Source organism: Halorubellus sp. JP-L1 (assembly GCF_011440375.1).
Classification (GTDB): Archaea; Halobacteriota; Halobacteria; order Halobacteriales; family Natrialbaceae; genus Halorubellus.
Map to the genome: position 1 here is coordinate 135,373 of NZ_JAAOIR010000002.1, position 22,621 is coordinate 157,993.

The window sequence follows — 22,621 nt, forward strand, 5'->3', positions numbered from 1 at the left end:
ACGCCCCAATTGAATCGATCACGGAAGGGAATATGGCTCCCCCGTCGACAGACACGATGGGAAATCCGCAGTTTCAGGATCTCCTCATCCAGGCGAACCGGCTGTCAATGCTACACGGGACGGCGCCGCTGATGAGTCTCCAGCGCTCCCGTGTCATCCCGACTGAGTACCAGCTGACGCCGGTGGTGATGGGCCTGGATATGCCGTCGGTGCGGCTCCTTCTGGCGGATGACGTCGGGCTTGGGAAAACCATCGAGGCGGGCCTCATCACAAGCGAGTTGCTGGCTCGCAATCGCGCCGACCGAATCCTGATCGTGACGCCTGCCAACCTCCGTGAGCAATGGCGCGAGGCATTTAACCACTTCTTCCATATTGACGCGCAGATCACCAGCCGTCGGAACAAGCGAGCGATGGAGAAAGACGTCCCACCAGGCACGAGCGTCTGGGACTACTACTCCAAGCATATCGTCTCTATTGATTACGCAAAGCAGCCGCACGTCCGCAGCGAGGTGCTCGCGCAGGACTGGGATCTCGTGATCATCGACGAAGCCCACCAAGCGGCGCGTCCCCACACAGCATCGGCAGGGCAGTCGCCCTCGAAGCAGCGCTGGGAGTTCGCACAGGATATCACCGACGCGGCGACCCATGCGTTGCTGCTGACAGCGACGCCACACAACGGCTATTCGGATAGTTATGCGAGCCTGCTGCGGATGGTGAACCCCGACATCGTCTCGGGGGATCCGCACAACCCCCAGATCAACCGCGGGATCGCCGAAAAGCACGTCGTCCAGCGGCGGCGCACAGACGTCGAGCAGTGGTTCGGCGACGAAAACGAGAATCCATTTCCTAAACGTGACCAGGACACCGTCGAAATCGAGCCGACAGGATTCGAGACCGATGCGTATGATGCTGTCCGCGAGTACGGAGACACGCTCGTAGAGGCTGCTAAGGAGTCTGACAACCGAACGCTCGCGCAGTGGACCGTCGTCCACTTCTTGAAGCGGGCGCTCTCAAGCCCGGAGGCACTCCGTCGGTCACTACGGAACCGGCGTGACAAGCTCACTGACCACCTCGAGGAGATCGACGCCAGCGGTGGCGACGGCTCCGAGACTGCGGGGGTGTCTGCGGAGTTGGCGCAGGCAAACGCCCTCGACAGCGACCCGGGCGAAGACTACTCTGAGACGGAGCTGGGCGAGCGCGTCGAGCGTGTCGTGACTGGGGACGAGAAAGCGATTCGCATGGAGTTAGCGTCGCTTGAGACGACGCTGGAGGCTGCTGAAGGAGTCACCCCATCCCGCGACAGTAAACTTCAGAAGTTGCTTGGGCAGACGCTGCCGGCGCGATTCAGAAGTGGCGGGACGATCATCTTCACCAAGTATGTGGACACGCTCGAATATTTGGAGGAGCACGTCCGCGACGAATACGGTGACCAAGTGAGTGTCCACACGTTGTATGGCGAGATCGGCGATGCGGAACGAAACGAGCGCTTCCAGGCGTTTGCTGATGCCGACCGAGGCGTGCTCATCGCGACCGACGTGATCAGTGAAGGGATGAACCTCCAGTATGCCGCTAATCAGGTTATCCACTACGAGCTGCCGTGGAATCCTAACCGCCTGGAGCAGCGGAACGGTCGCGTTGATCGGTATGGCCAAACGGCGGACACGGTGTACATCCGGACGATGGTGATAGACGATCCGATGGACCGGACCGTCCTAACAAAACTCATCATAAAGGCACAGGAAATTCGCTCTGAGTACGGCTTTTCACCCCCCTATCTGGGTGATGATGAGGGGATTTTGCAGCTCCTGGATCCCGAGGAGATGCAGAATCTCGTCCCGCAACAGACGCTCACCGATTTCACCAGTAGCCAAACACAGGCTGATGCTAAGGAAAGCGCGTTCGATGATGCGGTGCTCCAACGAATCGAAGACGAATCCTTCTACAATCATACTGAGGTCGACCTCAGCGAGGTGAAACAGCGCCAGGAAGAAACCCAGGAGCTGCTTGGGGGGCCTGATGCAGTTCAGGAGTTTGTCCGGAGTGGACTGAACCTCTTCAACTGTCGGTACGAGATGAATCCTGACATGACCTATGAGGTCGAAATCAAAGCGGATGAACTCCGTGGGCCTGATATTCAAGCCACCTATGAGCGCGTTACGTTCGACCCGAATCGAGCTGCGGAAAACGACGACCTCGAGATGCTCGATATCGCACATCCCCTGGTGCAGCGGTTGATTGAGTCCGTCAAAGAGGTCGCGCTGACTGACGGTGAGCGGTACGGCCGGACTGCGATGCGGGGGACCGGTGCAGTTGATCAGCCAACAGCGCTGTACACCTGGAAGGTCAGGTATTTTGCTCATACTGGAGATGACCCCACAGTGATGGAGGAACTGGTCCAGGTCGGATTGCCACTCTACGGTGATGAACCGCTTTCGAACGAGACGATTGACACACTCCGGACGGCGGAGACGACGGTCGCCCAACGAACCCAACAGGAGTGGGAGCGTGACCTGGAGCAGGCGGTTGAGCACGATTCTCGGAAGGACGCGATTCGTCAGCGGGCGATTGAACGGGCACAGACCATCTCCGAGGAACGACGCACGATGCTCGCGAAACTCGAGGACGCCGGCTATGGCACGTCACTGGAGGGCACCGACCGGATTTCGGTTGCCAGTGAGGACCTGCTAACGGTCGGTCTCTACTACCCTTCATAAATGAGCATGCAAGACACCAAACGCCGACGCGGACGCCGAGAGACATCGTTCATTACCACCAGCGGTGGCCTGCTGACCGAGCAGCTGCTGTATAAGCTTCGGAATGAGGCCTGCAGTGAGGAAGCGGTCGCGCCCCAGACGTTCGCAATTGGTGATGCGGTGCCCGAGGGAGAGGCTGCCGTCGAGCGCGATATCTCGGCGGCGTGGGAGACGCTCGTGGAGCGGTGGGACGAGATTAGCCGGGACAACTCTGTGTTCGGGATGGACGTCTCGGCCATCCGCAACCAGTGGCTGTTGAAGTTATTTGATGCGCTTGGGTTCGAGCCGGAGTTCCAGCAGTCAAATCTCGAGGCAAGTGGCATTGAGGCCAATCTCTCGCATCTCGGGTGGCCACCCCAGGAATCGGTCCAGGCAGCTGGTTCGGAGTTCGAGGGTGTACCACCTGTGCTGCATATGACGCAGCCCGATGCCGACCATCGGCTCGACGATGGCGATCACGATGGGACGGGCGCCCGCCAGAAGAGCCCCCACGACGAACTCCAGACGTATCTTAATGCCAGTAGCGAGGTCCAGTGGAGTGTGGTGACGGATGGCCTGAAGCTGCGGGTGTTGCGCGACTTCTACCACACCTATACGCGAGGATACGTCGAGTTCGACCTGGAAAATATCTTCACGAACCGTAATTTCGGGGACTTCCGGGCGTTGTACCGGCTGTGTCACGCCTCGCGGTTTACCAGTGAGGACGACGATGATGAACGGCCAGTGGAGTCCCTGTACCAGGTATCCATTGCGACCGGCGTGAAGGTTGGTGAGGACTTGCAGTCAAATGTTGTTGAGGCCCTGGAAACGCTGGGGAACGGCTTCCTGACGCCCGCGATTCGAGAGCAGTTGGAAGCGGGAGGCCAGGACGTTGCTGACGCCTATTACCAGGACCAGCTGCGGATCGTGTATCGGCTGTTGTTCTTGATGTTTGCGGAGCAGCGCGGGATGATGGCGGATCGCGGCGATCTGTACACTGATGAATACAGTGTGAGTGCGTTGCGCGAGCGGGCTGAACGCCAGTCCGTGCGCGATTCAGCGACTGATTTGTGGGAGGGTTTGCAGGTTACCTTCGAGCTGGTTGGTGAAGGGCACGATGACGAGCACCTACATGTCCCGGGGTACAACGGTGGATTGTTCGACGACGAAAACCTCTCCTTTGTTGATGAGGCGACCTGCCCGAACCACGCCCTGCTTGACGCGGTGCATAATCTCACCCATGTCGAGCAGGAGGGCTACCAACAGCGGATATCCTATGCTGATCTAGGGGTCGATGAGATCGGGGCGGTGTATGAGAGCCTGCTCGAGTTCACGCCCCAGTATGCGACCGAAGTACCCGAGCTTGAGGAACGCGATATCTCTCGGGGTGAATTCTATCTGGACTCTCGTGGGATGGAACGCAAGGAGACGGGCAGTTACTACACGAAGCCCGAGCTAGTAGATGAGCTGATCGACAGCACGCTCAAGCCGGTAGTTGAAGAACGGATCGAGTCGGTGGAGTCGGCAGACGCGAAGGAGAAAGCGTTGCTTGATATCGATGTGTGTGACCCCGCCTGTGGCAGTGGGGCCTTCCTGATCGCGGCGAACAACTTCCTCGGGAAGCGGCTGGCCGAAATTCGGACTGACTCAGCATATCCGGATGAACAAGAGCTCCGGCAGGCCCGGCGGTCGGTGGTGCAACACTGCATCTACGGAGTTGACCTCAACCCGATGGCAGTGGAGCTGGCGAAGGTAAGCCTCTGGATTAATTCGGCAGTGGAGAACCAACCGTTGAGTTTCCTCGATCACCGTATCAAGCAGGGCAACTCGCTGATCGGGGCGACTGAGGAGTTGGTGAGTGGTGGGGTGCCCGTCGACGCGTACGAGACGTCGAGCGGGTGCGACTGGCACGTCGGGAATAAGATTCGAAAGCGGGTCCGTCAGGAGAACAAGAACATTCCTGATGAACCCCAGGTGCAAACGGGACTGGATTGGTCGAGTTTCTCCGACGAGGGCGAGCACGTCGCACTTGCAGAAGAGATAGAGAATCTGGAGGAAGGTTCGATTGAGGCTGTAGAGCGCAAGGCTGAGCTGTACGATGCGTTCGAGGATTCCGAGAGCTTGAATCGAGAGCGGCTCGCGTTTGACGTGTGGACGGCAGCGTTCTACTGGCCGCTTGACGGGTCTGCTTCTGAGTATCCATCACCGAATACAATCGAGAAAGTGCGGCGGGAAGCGCCTGAGGAACTCACCGATACCAATGGGGATTTGGGGGACATGTGTCAGCGGGCGCGTGAGTTGAGCGAGACACATTCGTTCTTCCACTGGGAGCTCGAGTTCCCGCTGGTGTACGATGCGGGTGGGTTCGATTGTATCATCGGAAACCCACCGTGGGAGAAGCTCAATTTCGAGGCTGAGCAGTTCTTTGCTGTCAGTCGGCCGGATATTGCGAACGCCTCTACAGCGGCCAAGCGAAATATGATGATAGACCAGCTTCAGGAAGAGAATCCGGAGCTGTATGAGCAATATCAGGCCTCCGCAGAGGGCGCCGAACACGCAATGTCGTTCATGCGTACCAGCGGTCGGTACGAGCTTACCGGCCGGGGTCATGTGAATACGTATGCACTCTTTGCAGAGTTGTCCCTCAACAGCATCAACGATCAGGGCTACAATGGACTGATCGTGCCAACTGGAATTGCTACTGACTCGACCACACAGGAGTACTTCCGTAAGCTGGTAGAGGAGAAACGTCTAAAATCGCTCTATGATTTTGTCAATAAGAAAAACATTTTCCCAGCGGTTGACAGCCGTGTCAAATTCTGCCTTCTGACGCAGGCTGGAAGCGCAAACCCCCAAGAATCGTTCAAACTGGCATTCTATCTAACTGAAATCCAACAGCTCTACCAGGATGATTCACACTTCTCGCTCACCAGCGAGGACATTTCCAAAATCAACCCCAATACTAAAAACTGTCCAACCTTTGAGACGAAGGGCGATGCCGAGTTAGTCTTGGAAATCTATGAAAATAGTGGCGCGTTTATCATCGTGGATGATCCAGAGGGCAATCCATGGAATGCGGATATTCACAGGATGTTCAATATGTCCGACGACTCCGGATTGTTCGTCGACATCCAGGACCTTGATTGGGACGACTATGACCGAGATGGGCAATTGTTATACCCATGCTTGGACAGCGGCGATACACTGATCGGTCTCTATGAGTCGAAACTAACTCACCAGTACAACCACCGATTTGCAACGTTCGGAGGGATTGCGGATGAAGCGGTTGAACGGGGAGACGCGTATGAATTCTCCCCCAGTGAGCTGGATGATGAGACAAAGCTGGCCAGCCCGCGTTATTGGATCCCGTTTACTGAATACGAGGACAAATCTGGGCGCGATTGGCATATCGCCCTGCGTGATATAACAAATGCAACAAACAGAAGAACTGCAATATTCAGCATCCTACCAGAGGCTGCATCCGGACATTCGCTTAACCACGTGACTGGACCGTCTGCACAGGAGGCGTTGCTACTGGTTGCTGCGTTCAATTCCTACACACAGGATTTTGTCGCACGACAGAAAGTCGGTGGTACACACATGAGTCACTTCATCACGCGACAGCTTCCTATCCCTGATCCGGGCCGCTTCCAAGCGCTCCATTACCAGGGAGAGCCCGTTGCGGATCACATTCAGGAGCTCGCCATCCAGCTAACCTACCACGCGGAGGATCTCCGCGAATTCGCAAAGGAGGCTGGATATGATCGCGACCCCTATTCATACACCCAACCAAACGGCCGCCCCCGTAAAGAAGTCCGCTACGAGTTGGAGGCGCTCATGGCGCATGTGTACGGCATCGAAGCCGATGATTTTGAGCGGTTGTTCTCGACGTTCGAGCAGATCAAAACCGAAGACATCAACGAGCACGGCCACTACCGGACTCGAGACGAAATCAAACAGCGGTTCGAAGACATGAAAGACGACATCACCATCACCCAAGAGATTCAGCAGTGAGTGAGTCGGACTCGCGATACGACACCACCTTCACACCATCTCCGTCGACACTAGCAGCGAATCCTCACTGAGCATCTTGTACACAAGCTCCGGAAGGAACGGTGCAGAGAAGACGCTGTCCAACCTGCTACCTTTGCGCTCGAGGGTGATGATGGCTCAGCTACCAAAACAGAGTTCGAAAATGAAGTCAATGAGGTCTGGGAGTCGCTCAAGGAGCGCGGGGACTCTACCCACAGTAACATCTAAAACGATTGCCGTACAGCACCAAGACATACCTTGTCATCTTCACTTAATCCCTTCGACGCCCTCGAAACAGTCCAATCGGATTATCGAAATTACGTCGAGACGTTCCAGAACGTCGATGACGAGACGATCGAGACGTGGATCGATGATCGTATCGAATCGGGCAAGGTCCTGTGGAAAGAGCCGTTTGTCGAACTGAACCAGCGCTTCAAGCAGGGCACGCGACTTGAGCAGTTCGTTAATGACGGTGTTCTGCATGAAGGAGTCCTCAACGTGTTCGATGACGAGTCGGGGACGTCAATTGAGCCATACAAACACCAGTCGGATGCGATCCGCTCGATTAACCAAGGGAATACGATCGTCTCGACAGGCACTGGCTCAGGCAAGTCCTTCGCGTTCGGCATCCCTATCGTCAGCCACTGTCTTGAGGCCAGAGAGCGTGGGGAAGCGGGAATCAAGGCCGTCATTGTCTACCCGATGAATGCGCTGGCGAACTCCCAGTACGAGGAATTCGCTGAACGTCTCGACAACTCTGGATTGCGACTTGGACTGTATACCGGTGACACCCCGAACAATCCCGATAACGAGGCTGAGTTCCTCCAACAGTTCGGCCGCAAGGAGAAGTACGACGCTGAGGTCATCTCACGTGAGGAGATGCAAGAGGAGCCGCCAGATATCCTCATGACGAACTATGTCATGCTGGACTATATCCTCACCCGGCATGAGGATAAGGAGCTGTTCCCCGACCGCCATGACGGGGCCCTCGAGTATCTGGTGCTCGACGAGATTCACACGTACACTGGCCACCAGGGCGCTGACGTGGCCGCGTTAATCCGTCGCCTTCGCGAGCATACAGGCGCTGGCGAGGATCTCACCTGTATTGGGACGTCCGCAACTGTCCAAAGCGAGGCTGGAATCGAAGCGGATGAGGAAATCTCTGAGTTCTCTGCTAAAATTTTCGGCTCGCCTGTCGATTCCGAGCGCGTTATCGAGGAGAGCTACTATCCGATCGAGTTCTCTGGTGGCGAGCAACTGCCCGATACGGTCACTGTCACAGCAACGGATATCGCAGAGTTCGACGGCACGCTCGAGCAGGCAGCTGAGTTGACCGCCCAGCTGACTGATCGCCCACTCGGCGATGAGGAAACCGCCTCAGCCGACGCGCTGGGCGATGTCCTGCGAGATCATCCGACAGTCGCCTTCCTCGATGAGCACCTGAACACAGAGAGCCTCCAGATCCAACAGACGACTGACGGCGAGGATTCCGGTACACAGCCACTCGTCGACCGCTATCAGACTACGCATCGCCCCGACGCGACGGACGCCGACGCCCGCCGGGAGCTGCAGGCCACTTTGCTGGCTGGTACGATCGCCACAACGGCCGTCCAAGGCGAGCAACAGCCGATTTTCATCCCTAAACTGCATTCGTTTTTTTCGCAGGGCTCTGGATTGGTCGCGTGTATCACTCCGGAGACGCTAACATCGGAGCCACCGCACCTGAGCGATGCCGGTGACATCGAGTGTCGCCACTGCGCGACTGAGTTTGACCGCAGTCGCAACGCATTCCCCCTGTCGTTTTGTCGCTCTTGTGGTCAGGACTACTACACCGTTGTGCGAACGGACGATGGGCACCTTACGCAACGGGAGGTGAGCGATCTCAGCGTTGAGGATACCGAGACAGCTGGGTATGTGATGCGCGGTGAGTGGGATCGGGAGGAAACCTCGCTTCCCAGTGAGTGGTTCACTGACGAGGGCGAGCTTCGCGATACCTACGAGGACGCTGTCCCAGAGCCAGCCACGTACTGCCCAGAGCATAATCGACTCACCGACGGGCACCGTGACTCGGGTCAGCTGGCCTGTGGGTGTTTTGCGGCCCAGGGGCTCGACGTCATGTGGACCGAAGCAGAGTTCCTCTTTTGTGGCAACTGTGGTGTCAGCCACACCCGAATGGGTCGTTCGATGGAGCTGTCGAAAATGTTCAAATTCGGGACGGTCGGTCGTTCAACCGCAACTGACGTGTTGATCGGGTCGACGATGCAGGAGCTGCCCGAGGCCCAGCAGAAAACGATCGCATTCACCGACAATCGCCAAGACACGGCCCTGCAGGCAGCCCACATCAACAACCTGTATCAGCGTGTCAAGTTCCGGCGCGCGCTATATTCTGCGCTTCTCGACGCCGATGACGGGGAGGTGGCACTCACGGATATCGGGAACAAAACGTTCGACGCGTTCGAGGAAAGTAACGCGCTGCCGGAGGCACTCGACCGCGACATGTTCGGGGTGCCGGATGCTGAAAAAGATCGCTTCAGTAAGTACCTGCAGTTCCACGCCCTATTGGAGCTTCGAAAAAGCCAGCAACGCGGCCAGCAGAGCCTCGAGGACGTTGGTCTACTCGATGTTGAGTATGAAAATCTCGATCGCCTGGCCGAACTCGACGACGAATGGGCTGACATCCCGGAATTAGCGGATGCGGACCCCGAGGTTCGATACGAGTACTGCAAAGCGTTTCTCGATCTCTTCCGGCGGACCGCAGCTGTCGATCACGAAATATTCACGAATTTCGGCGACTTCCGCCGCAACACGATCAATACGCTCAATGATGAAGCCCAGTTCCACAAACAGCAGTTCTTCAGGTTCCCCGAGGGATTCAGCGATACTGCAGACACGAGCAACACTGAGCAGATCCACCGCTTCACCAGCTGGCGCTCGCGCCACGTCAAGTGGACGACGCGCGCCTTCGACGTCGACACGGATCGGGCAACTGAGATCATCACCGCCGTCCGCGACCTCCTGAGTGACCCCGATAAGCTGCCGATCCTCACCGAGGACTCCGTGTATCGGGGCCGCAAGGCGCACATGCTCAATCCGAGCTACGTCCGGCTCCAACCCCACGACCCGAGTGACGTGTCGGTGTGTCCCAAGTGCAAGACGGTGGTGACGCGCTCACGGCTCAACATGTGTCTCAACAGTAGCTGTGGGAACGTCACACCAGAGGACATGGATCTACGGGAATCGTTCTTCTATGGCCTCTACACCCGGAAATTCAACGAAGCCGTTGATATCTTTGCTGCCGAACACAGCGGTCAGATCGAAGGCGATCTCCGAAAGGAGCTCGAGACACGATTCCGTGAAGGCGACGAACTCAACACCATCGTGTGTACGCCGACGATGGAGCTGGGGATCGACATTGGTGAGCTGTCACACGTGTTCATGCGGAACGTTCCGCCGAACCCCAGCAACTACGCTCAGCGATCCGGGCGAGCCGGTCGCCAGGACCAGCCATCCCTAGTCACTACGTTCTGTGGGAGTGGCTTTGGCCGCGCCTCCCACGACCAGTACTTCTATCAGCGCCCGCAGCGGATCATCGCCGGCGAAATCTCCCCGCCGACGTTTCTGCTCAACAATCGCGACCTCATCGAGGCGCACATCAACGCCCTCGTGCTGGAGGTCATCGATTTCAAATTCTATGGCAAGCTCAAGCAGATCCTCGATATCGAGGCCAGCAGCGATGACTACCCTATTATCGAGTCGTATCGGGCAGATCTCAGTGCTGCTGTGACCCGTCACCGAGAGGAGATCATTGCCACTGTCGAGGGTGCATTCGAACACGAACGCGAGCAGGCGGCCTATCAGGAGTGGTTCACTGACGAGTTTATCGCCGATCGCGTCGACAATTTTGTCGACAACTTGAATGCTGCCTTCGAGTCCTGGCGGACCGAGTACATGCGACTGACTCGTGAACTCCGACGGCTCAACAAGAAGCTGGAGACGGACAGTGGGAAGTATCTCGAACGGCGCGAACGAGACGCCATCGAACGGCGCCTAGAGGACATGCGTGACGGCGGGAAGCGCTTCTACTCATACCAGTACCTCCGGTCCCAGGGGTTCCTCCCGAACTATGGCTTCCCCAAATCTAGCTGTACGCTTGGGTTCACCACCCTCGAGGATGACATCCAGCGAGATGAAGCACAGGCAATCCGCGAATTCGCACCTGGGAATAACGTCTACTACCGAGGGGAGCGCCACGGCGTCAAATACGCACGCCCGAAAACCCGGGATGCCGAACCCGTCACTCGCCATAAGATCGTCTGTCCGGCTTGCCAGACGATCCTGATGGGTGATGACGCCCAGGAGGCAGCTGGCTGTCCAAACTGTGGGGAATCGTTCAGCGGGTTGCATACCAATCCACATACGATGGCGCTACCGGACATGCGCGCGCAACCAGAGGAGAACATTACCAGCGACGACGAAGAGCGGCGTCGCGAAGGGTACGATATCTCCAGCTACTACGAACAGCGCGCTCCTGAAGAATATGAGCTGGCAGGCGATGGTGTCTCTGCACACGTCACCTACGAGCCGAACGCGCGAATCGTCACCGTCAATAGCGGCATCCGCGGTCGTGATGATGACGAACTCCAGGGCTTTGCCCTTTGTACGGAGTGTAACCGCTGGCTCACGAGTCACAGTCAAATCGAAACGCACGTCTCCGGCAAGTGCTACGCCAACGCCGACCGGGACGCGATCCGCGAGGGAATCGAGCTGTACACTGAGGGTAACCACGATACCGTCACCGTCACGACGCCGCTCCCGAGTGATCTTGAGACTGACCAGTACGAGTCATTCTTCCGAACACTCAAAGAAGCACTGTATCAGGGAATCCTAGTCGAATTCGACCTCGATGAAGAGGAACTGGCCACCTTCGTCCGTCCTGCGCCTGACGATGATAGCGCGCTGACGATCGTCATTCATGAGACGAGTGAGGGTGGTGCTGGTGCTTTGCACGAGCTCACCACTCCCGACAAACCTCGCTTCCAGCGGGCAATCACTGAAGCGCTCGACGTGCTGCACGCCAACGACGCTGATGGTTGTGAGCGGGCCTGCTATGAGTGTCTAATGTCGTACTACAACCAGCGTGAGCATCCGTTCTTCGACCGGAACCTGGTGATGCCGTGGCTCCATGCCACCCTGTCGCTCTCACTGGTACCCACCGAATCGACAGCCGACGACGACCACTTCGAAGAGCTCTGGGACGCCTGTGACTCGACGCTCGAGCAGGCCGTCCTCGAAGCAGTCCGAGACGAAGGCTTCCCGCTCCCGGATGCCGCACAGAAGACGATCTATGAGGACGATGAACCGGTGGTGGAAGCCGACTTCTTCTATGAGGCAGAGGGACGGCCGCAGCCGATTGCCGTGTTCGTCGACGGGCCGGACCATCAGAAAGCACACGTCGAACGTGACGACGAAGCAAAACGGCAACGACTCCTACGGATGAACTACCGCTTCGTTACAATCTCCACTCCAGAGGATGTCCCCGATGTTTGGGCGGACATCTGAAAACGCCACAGCCTGGAGTTCTTTTTCGAGTCCTCCTTGGCGACGGTTCTAACGTTACCGGGGATACTGGTCGATGATTTCACGGCCACTGAGCCAGTCTCTCGTGGTCCCGGTTCGAACGTAGAATGATCCATCGACAGCAATCGGGGCGGTTGTCGTCCGTTCAACGTTAATGATTAGGATGTCGGCACCATCGACGCGCGCCTTCTTGATGTTCCGGACTACACTCGTGAGGCCGTCAGATAATACGCCCGCCACACGTTCCTCATCTGAGTCAATTTTATCGAGGCCGACGGGATTCCCGTCATCATCTACGCCGAGGAGAAGCGCACCTCCTTCGTGGTTCGCTAGTGCTGCGACCTCCTTCCTGAGTGAATTGACGTGGTCAGGAAGCTCCGCTTTGAATTCGAGGACATCACTCTCCTGGCGACTCAATACGGACTCGATGCTATTGGGAGAGACCTGATATTCGCCCTGATAGCGGCGTTCGAGCGCGGACGATAACGTACGAACGAATGTGTTATAGTGGAGTTCGTCATCTGCGTCGAGGAGATCGGGCACTAACTCCGCTTCCTCGGGTGTCCCTTTCTCGTATCGAATTGGGATGACAGCGAGCGCATCCAGGCTCTGTGCGAGTGAGCCGTTCGCGAGGTCGAATTCCCGGTATCCGTCGATGATTTCGTTCGGGTCCCGGTCTAGGTCGGCGACGTTGAGGACGATAACGCATCCCGTTGCCGCCATGGGGGCGACGTCGTAGACGCCGAGATAGAACGAGTGCACCTCCTTGCCGCGGTTCTTCCAATTCTTGCTCACCGAGGAGATGAGCGATTCGACGTCGAGCGCAAACCACACGTCGTCGACGGGGTCCTTGGTGAACGTATCCTGTGCCACCAAGCCTTGTTGGGGTGGCTCCAGTGGGGTGCCGATCGCGTAGTCCCAGTCCTGATAGAAGCTGTGGCCGGGGGGCGTATAATTGCGCTCTGCAACGAGTTCCCCTTGCTGCGCGGCGTCCGCAAGGACTTCGTTCTCACGGAGGAGGTCACCACCGACCGCTTGGCTAATCGCGTCGGTCTGTGTCCGCCGGGTGCCAGAATACTCTCCCTGTCGGAAGAGTTCGAGGACGCGATCGGGGAGTCTCCACGTCGAACCGCGTGCATCGGCCATACACCACCCTCTCTTACGAACGGCTTTATCCTGTCGGTAATTTTCTACTCTCCGGCAATATCGAGACCGACCTGTCGGTGGGCACTGAAGCGAGGTGGGACAGGCAGGTCTTCTAACACACGCGTCTGTAGCCGCAGGTAGTCATCCCGTGCCTGCTGGCAGTTCGCCTGTAACCACTCCGCTACAGGTGGTGAATTGAGATACGTCTGTAGGTCCTCGATATCCACGTCGTCCTTTGGTACGAGGTAATACACAGAATGTTTTGGGACGATGTCGCCCGCGGTGTCCACCCAGAACCGAGGCGCGTCGGTGATATCGCGGAAGAGGATCTTTTCCTGAATGAGGTCGTCCATGGGTGGGTTGTCGTGCCACGCGTACCAGCGACGCCCACCGCCCTCGTAGCACGAGCGATCCTCGAGACGGGAGCGGTGGATATCATCGAGCCACTCGCCCAATGCGCCCAGCTCACCGAAGGGAATGAGCGTGCCTCGGTCATCGTAGGGACAGACGAAGACCGACGAGGGCTGGGGCGTCTCGCCAAGGGGGTGTTTTTCTAACTGCTTGCCTGATATCGTCGGCACACTCCAGGGCTCGAACTGTGACGGGAGCTCTTCCGCATCGAATTCAAAGACCGAATCAGCGCCTGTCGCGACGCCGACGCTGATTCGCTCGGTGACGTCACCGAGTGTAACGCCAGTCGACTCGAGGCTGGCGTCGATGTCTCGGACGAATTCCGTCCATCGGGTTCCGTCAGTGGGGAGCGTGGTTGTCCGTTTCGTCCCCTCACGCGTGATGATGGCCGTCTCGTCGGCCTCGGTGGCGTTCACGACCGATATAGTGGGGTATGTTATGTATCCGTCAAAGGTCGTCTCGTCGAGATGCTCGAGCCGCTCGAGATGGTGCTGAGAGAGGAGTCTTCGTAACGGTTCTGCTGTCTCTGTGTACTCGAACTTCTCGGGAGTGATGAACGCTAACCGCCCATCATCGTCGAGAACCTCGAGTGCGCGTTCGAAAAAGAGTAGATAGAGATCGAATCGGTCCGTAGCTGTTTCGTATGCCTCCCGGTACTGTGCTTTGTTCTCATCGTCGATTTCGGTGATTGGAACGTACGGCGGGTTCCCGATGATGTAGTCGAAGTCCCCGAACTCAAAACTCCTCTCCAGGAAGTCAGCCACCTCAAACTGGACGGGGAGGTCTGCGAACCTCGCTTCGGTCGTTTCTAACCGTTCCTGATGGGTATCACAGGCATATCCCGTTGGTATGGGGGTGTCGTTTTCCTGGCAATAATCGTGGACAGCTTCGATGAACGGACCTTCTCCCACCCCTGGATAGAGGATTTGATCTTCCTCCGTTGGTGGGTGATCCTGGAACAGGAGCTCCACCATCCGGTTGGTGAGATCTGGTGGTGTTGCGACGAAACCCTTCACTACCTCCCCTGGTTGCTCGAGTCATAAAAAGGTTCATACTACTCGAGTAGTTTCCGATTCACGGGTTATTTTCCTTCTTCATGAGACTACCAACAGAACGTCTGTCCCATCTTATTGGTCAATTCAGTGAAGGTATAAGAAACCGGTAGGCAGCGATATCCTCTGGGTCTTCGGTGACACTCTTGAGGGCGCAGAGTAGCGGTCTTTTAGAAGCGCCGGCAAAGCTGAGGTGATCGGCACTTTCTGTTGATCTCGTTGGGCATCGTTGACGAGTTCGCGTAACCGTGGGCAGATAGTTTGACCGTTTGCCACGTCCACTCGGAGACTGCTCTCGGGAATGGTTGATTCTCCATTCGAAACCAATCACAGAGCCGGCAGTTGAAAAGGGCAGGTGTCAGCCTGCAACTGACCGCTTGCTAAGGTTGGGTGGGTCAGGAGATTTGTTTGGAGAGGTGATCGAAGCTGACGCGCTCACTGCGATTGTAGAAGAAGTTGAATATATCCTTCCTTCCAGTTATAATCACTCGAGATGGTGATAGGTCGGCCCAAAGCTTTCAGTATCTATCATTTGTCGGTAAGATATGGTCGATGAAGTTGAGGAGATTGATCTGGATTTCGATTCCAAGTGTTGGTATTTCATGCAGTTCGGCCGGGAGCGGTTTCTGGAAGAGGCCGCCTGGCAGAAGAACCTGGAAACGTTCAAACGGACCGCTGAAGCGGTTCGCCTCCTACTCGAGGGCTACGAACGAACTGGGGCGTTTGGGGATGCAGAACTGACAGCGCTCAAAGCGACAATTCTCATCCCAGAGAAGATTGGAGCCCAAGCAACCAAGGAGCGCATCTATGCGAGTGCCGCACCGGAGGAACTCCTCGACCAGGTCGTCGAGCTGGTCGATATCCGAACCGGTATCGTTGGCGGTATCCCATATGATGCTCGGGCCAACGATATCGCCGCCGAGACGCTATACGATATCTTCACGTCATTGCGACGATCCGAGGCTCCGATTACGGAACTGGACGAGGCCACCGTTGAGCTGCTCGAACTGGATATCGAGAATCTTGGTGGGGCGAACACGACTGCGCTCCTCTGTCTGCTCCAGCCGGAGCGCTACCCGGTTGTGAACCAACAAACGGAGGTGGTCTTCGAGGATTGCTTCGACATCACGCTTTCGAACAGTCCTGAAGAGTATCTTGAGAGTGCAGCGCAGTTTCGAGCCGTTCACGCAGAGCTCGAATTTGGGGAGCACCTTCGACAGCTCGATTACTTCTGTTACTGGCTCCGCGAACAGGTCGGCCCCAATACCAATCCGCTCCCGGAGGACCTCCGCACACGGACGGTCTGGCAGATCAACGCCGGGTCCGGTGAGTTCGATCAACCAGAGCGAATCTGGCCCGTCTGGTTAGAGCATGGTCTCTGTTCGGTTGGCTGGGATGTCGGCTCCGTCGAGGAGCTCTCACAGCAGCAGCTAGCTGAGGAGGCGGCTGCGTGGGATGGGGAGGAGGTGGGTGAGTCGCTCCGAAGGTTCGGACAGGAGATGGAGCCTGGTGATCTGGTGGTTGCGAAGGACGGAAACACTGTGTTAGGGTTGGGTGTCCTACAACAGGGCGGGTATCGGTATGTTGGTGAAGCGCTCGATACTCGTATCACAGGTGACAGTGTTGGACACGTCCATGTCTGGCCGACAGAGTGGCGGGTGGTGCCCGATGCATCGTTAGATTTGGATGTGAGTGGGTGGAATATCAGTCCTGGACTCCAGGCGCGGAAGACATTGGTGCAGACGAATGCGTTCGAGGGGATTCGGTGGCAGCTCGCTGCCCAAGATCCAGAGTTGATTGCTGGACTTGCAGACCTCGATAACCTCACCCGAAATCCCTCCCACGAGTCCCTCCCGTCGGATCTCCAGGCGGACGACTCGAAGTCCGAGATTATAGAGTCGGGGTCGTGGTTTTTACTCCAGACGGGGAGTGAAAAGTGGGACGACAAGCCGGGCGAGCGGTATCATTTCACAACGGGGCTACCTGGGTCGCGCCGACTCTATGAGGCTGGGACCGCCCAGGTGGTGTATCTCGAGGACGGGGAGTGTTACGCGACCGCCCGCATCACCAACATCGACCGCGTTGAGGATGGGGATGAGGCCCGCCTCTATGCCGATATCACGGATTACACCGAGATTCCGCCCGTCCCGATAAATGATGTTCGGGGTGAGTTCGAGACATCGCTGTCACTCCAACATCCCATCATCGAGATTGAGGAGGCAGACTATCACGTCATTACGAATCAAGAGACTGAAACGCGGTATTTCTGGGTGAACTCGCAGAATCTGGACTGGGATCACCCTGGTGGTACCCAGTTCTACACACGATATGACACCCGGAAGAATCAGGAGGTGTACGAGCGAGTTCGTCCCGGCGACAAGGTCGTGGTGTATCATAATCAGCCAACGGGAGCGATAGTTGGCTTAGGAACCATCGAACAGGGTCTCCACGAGAGAACTGCAGACGACGATGACGGGCCCGTGGAAGGTATCATCATTGCGTGGGAGACAGCCGTCGACCATGTCTCGTGGAACGAGATCACGGATCTGCCGCAGCTCCAGGACTGCGAGGTGGTGACGAGCAGCAATGACTACGTCCTCGCTGAGCTCACGCCGGAGGAGTACCATAGCATCCTCGTGGCCGCCGGTGAGCGGACGCCACAGTACTATTGGGTGACCGCAAGCCCAGCCCAACGGGATATCACGGCCTTACAGACAGGCGAGGAGGTGTTCTATACGGCGCGGAACGCGCAGGGACGGAAGCGACAGGTATACAGCGCCTTCGAATCCGCCGAGGTAGGCGACCGGGTCGTCTTCTATCAGTCATCCCCAGACCAAGAGATAGTCGGTGAGGGAACCGTCGTCGAAGCCCTCCACGAGGAGCACCCAGTGAGCTATGACAACCCGGTTGACGGTATCACCCTCCGATACGAACGCTCGCTCGGGCCAATCCCCTGGCGGACGATCTCGTCGATGGACTCCCTTGCAGGGACGCGGGTCGTAGAGACCAATGCGCGTGGGTCACTCTTCCCCCTCGACCCAGCGGCGTTCGAGGCCATTTACGAGTATGATGCCGAGTTGGAGGCCCAACTCGAGACGCTCACTGAGCGACTGACCCCGCCAGCTATCAATGTGGAACTCCCGGCTGGGTTACACTTCGAGGACGAGACAGAATTACGCCGGCAGATCGAGGCGTCGTTGAACTCTGGCCAGCATATCATCTTCACCGGGCCGCCCGGGACGGGCAAGACGAAGCTAGCCAAGCACGTCTGTAAGCGTGTTGTCACCGACCATGGCGATGTCGTCGATGACTACGAGTTCACGACGGCGACGGCAGAGTGGACAACGTTCGATACCATCGGGGGCTATGTCCCGAATCGCTCGGCGGAGGGCGATGAACTCGTGTTCGAGCCCAGAGTCTTCCTTAATCGGTTCCGAGACGATGAGGATGGGGTGCGGAACGAGTGGTTGGTCATCGACGAGATTAATCGGTCTGATATCGACAAGGCGTTCGGGCAGTTATTCTCCGTGCTCTCTGGCGACTCTGTCAAGCTCCCCTATGAGCGGGAGTCGCCCGTCGAACTCGTCTCCCTCGATCCGGAATCGGAGCGTGATCTGGAGTCGGTGGTGCGGAATCCGGATGTGTTCCCGGTGACGCCTTCGTGGCGGTTGTTGGCGACGATGAATACGTTCGACAAGACCTCACTCTACGAGCTCTCATATGCCTTTATGCGGCGGTTCAACTTCATCCATGTCGGCGTCCCCGACCTCCGCACCGATGAGGGCGCCGTCAAGACGAGCCTCCTCAACCCCAACGGACCCGAGAACTACGCCACCGCATGGCTCGACCCGGAGGACGACGAGCAAGGGGATGCGTTGCGGGCGCCGTTGGAGGCAGCGTTCGACCAGCTGGCGGCCATCTGGGCGATAGTCAACGAACATCGAACCATCGGGCCGTCCATCGTCCAAGACATACTCGAGTATCTTGCCGCAACAGATGCTGATACCGACGGGTATCCCGCAGTAGGGTTGACCGATGCCGTGATTGCGTTGGTATTCCCGCAGCTCGAAGGGATGCCCCCCCAAGACCAGCGTGATTTACTCGACGGACTGTCGCAGGATACAGTCGAGGGGGAATCTGAAACGATTTCCCTAAATCTGGAGTCGGAGCGATTGCGTCGGAAGGCGCGGGATTTCTTCGAACTGCCAGCCAAGAGCGATGAGTAAGCACGGGCGTGACGCGCTGATCGAGGACGTTCACCAGGAGCTAGTGACGTACCTCCAGGCGGGCACTATCAGCGAGCGGGCCGTCACGCAATCGCTTGATTTCACGGGGTTAGATATCGCGGAGTTCCGCCGGCTCAAACGCATCCACTTCTGTCTCTCAGCGGACGTCCGCGAGTTCGTCTCGAAGCTCCAGGAGCGCTTGCGGCGCGTGAAGACTGCGAACCAGCGGACCCGTGAGATCACGCGGGGGGAGGTCCGTGGGGGTATCGATTGGCAGGCCACCACTCGCGCCCGATATCAGGACGGGGCTGGTGATCGGACGCGGTTCGCCTGCAAGACGCCGTATACTGAGTACGATATCCCGGAGAATCTCGTCTTGAAGCAGCTGCTCTCGACCATCCATGCGACCGTCACCGACGACATCGCAGGCATAACTCAGTCATGGCGCCACGACTACTGGCCAGGTGAGCGTATCAACACGTTCGATAGGTTGTACGCGCGGAACGTCCACTTGAATCGTATCCGTGACGCCGACGATATCACCATCACCCCTCGGATGCTCACCACCGCGCGGAGCTCCCGACACGGCCTCTATCGGGAAGCACACGACCTCTATCGGCAGCTTCAGCGACTCCTCGATGGTGACTACGGTGATCCAGATGTCGCCCAGGTGCTCTCGGAGACCCTCGTCGCACCGAATCGGGTGCCGCGGCTGTTCGAGCTTTACTGCGTCTTCCGATTATTGCGGGCGCTTAATGCGAGCGCGTTCACGCTCCAACCGATCGACCGGCAGGAAAACACTATCGCCGAACTCAGTACGGACACCTATCATCTCGATGTCTACCACGACCGGACCGGGTCGCTCTCGTTCCACGTCCCACTCTCGCAGATCGATGGCGTGGAGGCCGACTACGTGAAGCGGTATCGCCATGCAAAAGAACACACGCACGAGCTCCATGAGGAGTTCCTCCAGCAGACGCCTCGCCAGTCGCTGTTCAATGGCCGTCCAGACATCGTCATCGAATGCTACCCCGACACCACTCGCGAGACGCCCACGGCGGTGCTGCTTAGCGAGATAAAGTACAGCAATCGCCAGCAGACGTTCGCGACGGGATTAGACCAACTCCGCCAATACATGGAGTTCGCCCAAGACAACCAGTCAGATACCAGGCAGTATCTCTCCGACACCGACACCGAGGTTTCAGGGCTCCTCATCACGGACGGCGTCGAGACCGAGACACAGACCGCCGGCAAAGGTGCAATCACGCATCTCACTGCAGAGGCGCTTGAAGACCACAGTATCGCCGACCGCGTCCCCTTTGACATCCTCGCACTTGGTGGCTGAAACCAGCAAGAATCAATCCACGAACTCGGTCTCAAGATATCGTGGCGTCCGGGGGTTAGCTCTCGCGGGGGTCGTAGAACTTGTCGACCCAGCCGTTATCGCCGAGGCAGAGCTGAATCTCCTCGCCGTCGTCCCACGCGTAGTCGATGCCGCCGAAGCGGTACCCGCAACCTTCCTCGAGCGTGATGTCGTCGCTGTAGACGACGCAGGGCCGCTGGACGTCGCCAAGCTCGCTGTCGCCGAGCATCACCTTCTGCCGGGGCTGAAACGCGTCGATGTCGATCTCGTAGTTGACGAACGCTTTGGTGTTGACGTAGCCGTGGGTGCCGTCGAACTCGTCGATGCCGATGGTAGGGATGTCGCTCATCAGCGGTCACCTCCGCGGCGGGTGATGGTGATGCGGCCACTGGTCTGGCTGGCGGGCTGTTCGGCGTCGCAGGTCGGGCAGGTGTCGTGCATGATGGGGTCGATGAGGTCGTCGCAGGTGGTGCAGAGGACGAGGCCGTCTTTCTCGAGGCGGCCGTCGTTGTGGAGGACGGTGCGGAGCCAGCCGTCTCGGACGATGAACAGCGCGTCGTAGGGCTGGTAGAGGCGTGCGTACGAGCACCGGGCGGCCGGCGCGTCAACGGGCTGGGCTTGCCGCCAGGCGACCTCGAGCGGGCGGTCGGCCGGCGTGCGCTCGGCCCACCGCGTGCGGGCGTGTGGTTTGATTCGTGGGAGATGCGACTGGTCGAGGTTCTGTTGCTGGTTGACTGACATCGGAATCTGGTCGCGGTGAGTGGGTGGGTCGTCGACGAGGAGTCAGCGAGGGCTGCCAGGTCGATGGTGGGCTGGGTGGACAGCGTTGCCACTGGGCGCGTCGTGCCAGGAGCTACCGCTGCTACTGGTCGAGGAGCGCCGTTACGGTGGCTGAAGTGCTATCAGGAAGGAGCCCGAAGGGGTCTGTCCTCGTCGAGGAGCAGTACCGATTCGCGCACGTGAATTCGCCCGCGTAGACTGGGATTCAACCGGTCTTGGGCCGCCTCGAAGAGGCGGGGTCGTGCGCGTACGTTTTATCGTGAATAGGCTGGCCAGCTCGAGCCAAAGGCCACCCTCTTGGGAAGTGTTGTTCCAGAACGGGTGGTGCTCCCCGTAAGGGGAGGTTGGCTGGCCAATGGCGCGGGAATTCCCGCGACCTGGCTGGTAGGCCGACGGTCGCCTTCGGCGAGCCGCCGACCGACCGCCCTCAATCACGCATATTGGAGCAAAGAACACTTAAACAAATATGCGCACAGGGCATCACAAAGGCCCCCATATATAATCTATAACCCATCTAGCGGCAATAAACAGGGGATTCCGGGTGGCCGGTCACACTGACTCCCCGTCCGCGTCGGCCGTCCGCGCACCGGTAAAGAATCCCTCCCTCTTCAGCTCGCGCTTCACCAACTGCGACGTACTGATCAGATCACTCCTACTCACCGAATACGTCCCCAACAACTCACAGAATGCCTCCTCGTCAGTCACCCGACGCGGCCCCTCATCCGCTGAAAGTGACGCCAGATCATCCATCTCCTGATACCGACGGAACCGATCACGTTCCACGATCACCCGGATCGTCGCCAAGGCGACGTTCGCCAATCGCTTCTGCCGCCCGAACCGATCGAGATTCATCGTCGCTATCGCCGCCATCGCCCGCCGCTGCTGGAACGACGTGACACCCATCGCCGAACAGAACGCTTCCGTCAACCGTGTCTTATCACGCGCCGCCTCCCGCACACTATGCTCCCCATCCGACCGATGCCGCCCCTCATTCTGCCGCACCAATCGCTCAATGTCCCCTTTCGCTGTCCCAATACCAACTCGTGTCTCTCCAGTCGCATCATACCCAGTCCGATATTCCTCCATCTTAGCTGCCCGTTCGCGCGACCGCGAGGCCCGCTGCTCACTCTCTTCATCTACTACATCCTCTGCTTTATCCTCTTCCTCTCCCACCTCCTCAGAGGAATTCACACGTTCTCGGCCCCACTCCCTCATATCATCTATGCCCACATGGCACCAACTTAATCCTTCCTAGCGACCATCTATCCATTATTACTCTGCTTGAAACTGCTTCCTATCAGA

General features: G+C 57.9%; 10 protein-coding genes. 5 read left to right on the forward strand and 5 right to left on the reverse strand.

From position 1 onward, the window contains the following. The first annotated feature begins 56 nt into the window (after nt 1–56). From G9C85_RS09290 to G9C85_RS09300, 3 genes are all read left to right on the forward strand, one after another. Nucleotides 57–2,714 (forward strand): helicase-related protein, encoded by a 2,658-nt coding sequence (locus G9C85_RS09290; protein WP_240148853.1) that lies wholly within the window; start codon nt 57–59, stop codon nt 2,712–2,714. Continuing rightward, nucleotides 2,715–6,746: an Eco57I restriction-modification methylase domain-containing protein gene (locus tag G9C85_RS09295; RefSeq protein ID WP_240148854.1), complete on the forward strand. Its 4,032-nt coding sequence runs from the start codon at nt 2,715–2,717 to the stop codon at nt 6,744–6,746. Nucleotides 6,747–7,022: 276 nt separating this feature from the next. Next, the gene (locus tag G9C85_RS09300; RefSeq protein ID WP_166039261.1) at nt 7,023–12,323 is read left to right on the forward strand and encodes a DEAD/DEAH box helicase; all 5,301 of its coding nucleotides are present in this window, start codon (nt 7,023–7,025) and stop codon (nt 12,321–12,323) included. A 54-nt stretch (nt 12,324–12,377) separates the two neighbouring features. On the opposite strand, the gene G9C85_RS09305 is transcribed toward G9C85_RS09300, so the two are convergent. Further along, nucleotides 12,378–13,487, reverse strand: coding sequence for a helix-turn-helix domain-containing protein (locus tag G9C85_RS09305; protein ID WP_166039263.1), 1,110 nt, complete (start codon nt 13,485–13,487; stop codon nt 12,378–12,380). Between the two features lie 44 nt (nt 13,488–13,531). Continuing rightward, the gene (locus G9C85_RS19230) at nt 13,532–14,914 is read right to left on the reverse strand and encodes an Eco57I restriction-modification methylase domain-containing protein (protein ID WP_166039265.1); all 1,383 of its coding nucleotides are present in this window, start codon (nt 14,912–14,914) and stop codon (nt 13,532–13,534) included. A gap of 581 nt (nt 14,915–15,495) precedes the next feature. On the opposite strand from G9C85_RS19230, the gene G9C85_RS09315 reads away from it, so the two are divergent. Both G9C85_RS09315 and G9C85_RS09320 read left to right on the forward strand, forming a co-directional pair. Beyond that, on the forward strand, nt 15,496–19,176 hold the full coding sequence (locus G9C85_RS09315; protein WP_166039267.1) for an EVE domain-containing protein: 3,681 nt from the start codon (nt 15,496–15,498) through the stop codon (nt 19,174–19,176). Continuing rightward, on the forward strand, nt 19,169–20,521 hold the full coding sequence (locus G9C85_RS09320; protein ID WP_166039269.1) for a hypothetical protein: 1,353 nt from the start codon (nt 19,169–19,171) through the stop codon (nt 20,519–20,521). The genes G9C85_RS09315 and G9C85_RS09320 overlap by 8 nt, the downstream gene beginning before the upstream one ends. Before the next feature lie 55 nt (nt 20,522–20,576). On the opposite strand, the gene G9C85_RS09325 is transcribed toward G9C85_RS09320, so the two are convergent. The 3 genes from G9C85_RS09325 to G9C85_RS09335 form a co-directional block, all read right to left on the reverse strand. Beyond that, nucleotides 20,577–20,888 (reverse strand): hypothetical protein, encoded by a 312-nt coding sequence (locus G9C85_RS09325; RefSeq protein ID WP_166039271.1) that lies wholly within the window; start codon nt 20,886–20,888, stop codon nt 20,577–20,579. Beyond that, nucleotides 20,888–21,280 carry a hypothetical protein gene (locus G9C85_RS09330; protein ID WP_166039273.1) on the reverse strand — a complete coding sequence of 131 codons (393 nt, stop codon included), beginning with the start codon at nt 21,278–21,280 and terminating at the stop codon, nt 20,888–20,890. The genes G9C85_RS09325 and G9C85_RS09330 overlap by 1 nt, the downstream gene beginning before the upstream one ends. A gap of 588 nt (nt 21,281–21,868) precedes the next feature. After that, nucleotides 21,869–22,534, reverse strand: coding sequence for a DNA-directed RNA polymerase subunit epsilon (locus tag G9C85_RS09335; RefSeq protein WP_166039275.1), 666 nt, complete (start codon nt 22,532–22,534; stop codon nt 21,869–21,871). Nucleotides 22,535–22,621: the final 87 nt, after the last annotated feature.

Bases quoted from the DNA above. Each gene is read 5' to 3' on its own strand.
- G9C85_RS09290 (WP_240148853.1), top strand. From the start codon at position 57: ATGGGAAATCCGCAGTTTCAGGATCTCCTCATCCAGGCGAACCGGCTG.
- G9C85_RS09295 (WP_240148854.1), top strand. From the start codon at position 2,715: ATGAGCATGCAAGACACCAAACGCCGACGCGGACGCCGAGAGACATCG.
- G9C85_RS09305 (WP_166039263.1), bottom strand. From the start codon at position 13,487: ATGGCCGATGCACGCGGTTCGACGTGGAGACTCCCCGATCGCGTCCTC.
- G9C85_RS09315 (WP_166039267.1), top strand. From the start codon at position 15,496: ATGGTCGATGAAGTTGAGGAGATTGATCTGGATTTCGATTCCAAGTGT.
- G9C85_RS09320 (WP_166039269.1), top strand. From the start codon at position 19,169: ATGAGTAAGCACGGGCGTGACGCGCTGATCGAGGACGTTCACCAGGAG.
- G9C85_RS09325 (WP_166039271.1), bottom strand. From the start codon at position 20,888: ATGAGCGACATCCCTACCATCGGCATCGACGAGTTCGACGGCACCCAC.
- G9C85_RS09330 (WP_166039273.1), bottom strand. From the start codon at position 21,280: ATGTCAGTCAACCAGCAACAGAACCTCGACCAGTCGCATCTCCCACGA.
- G9C85_RS09335 (WP_166039275.1), bottom strand. From the start codon at position 22,534: ATGAGGGAGTGGGGCCGAGAACGTGTGAATTCCTCTGAGGAGGTGGGA.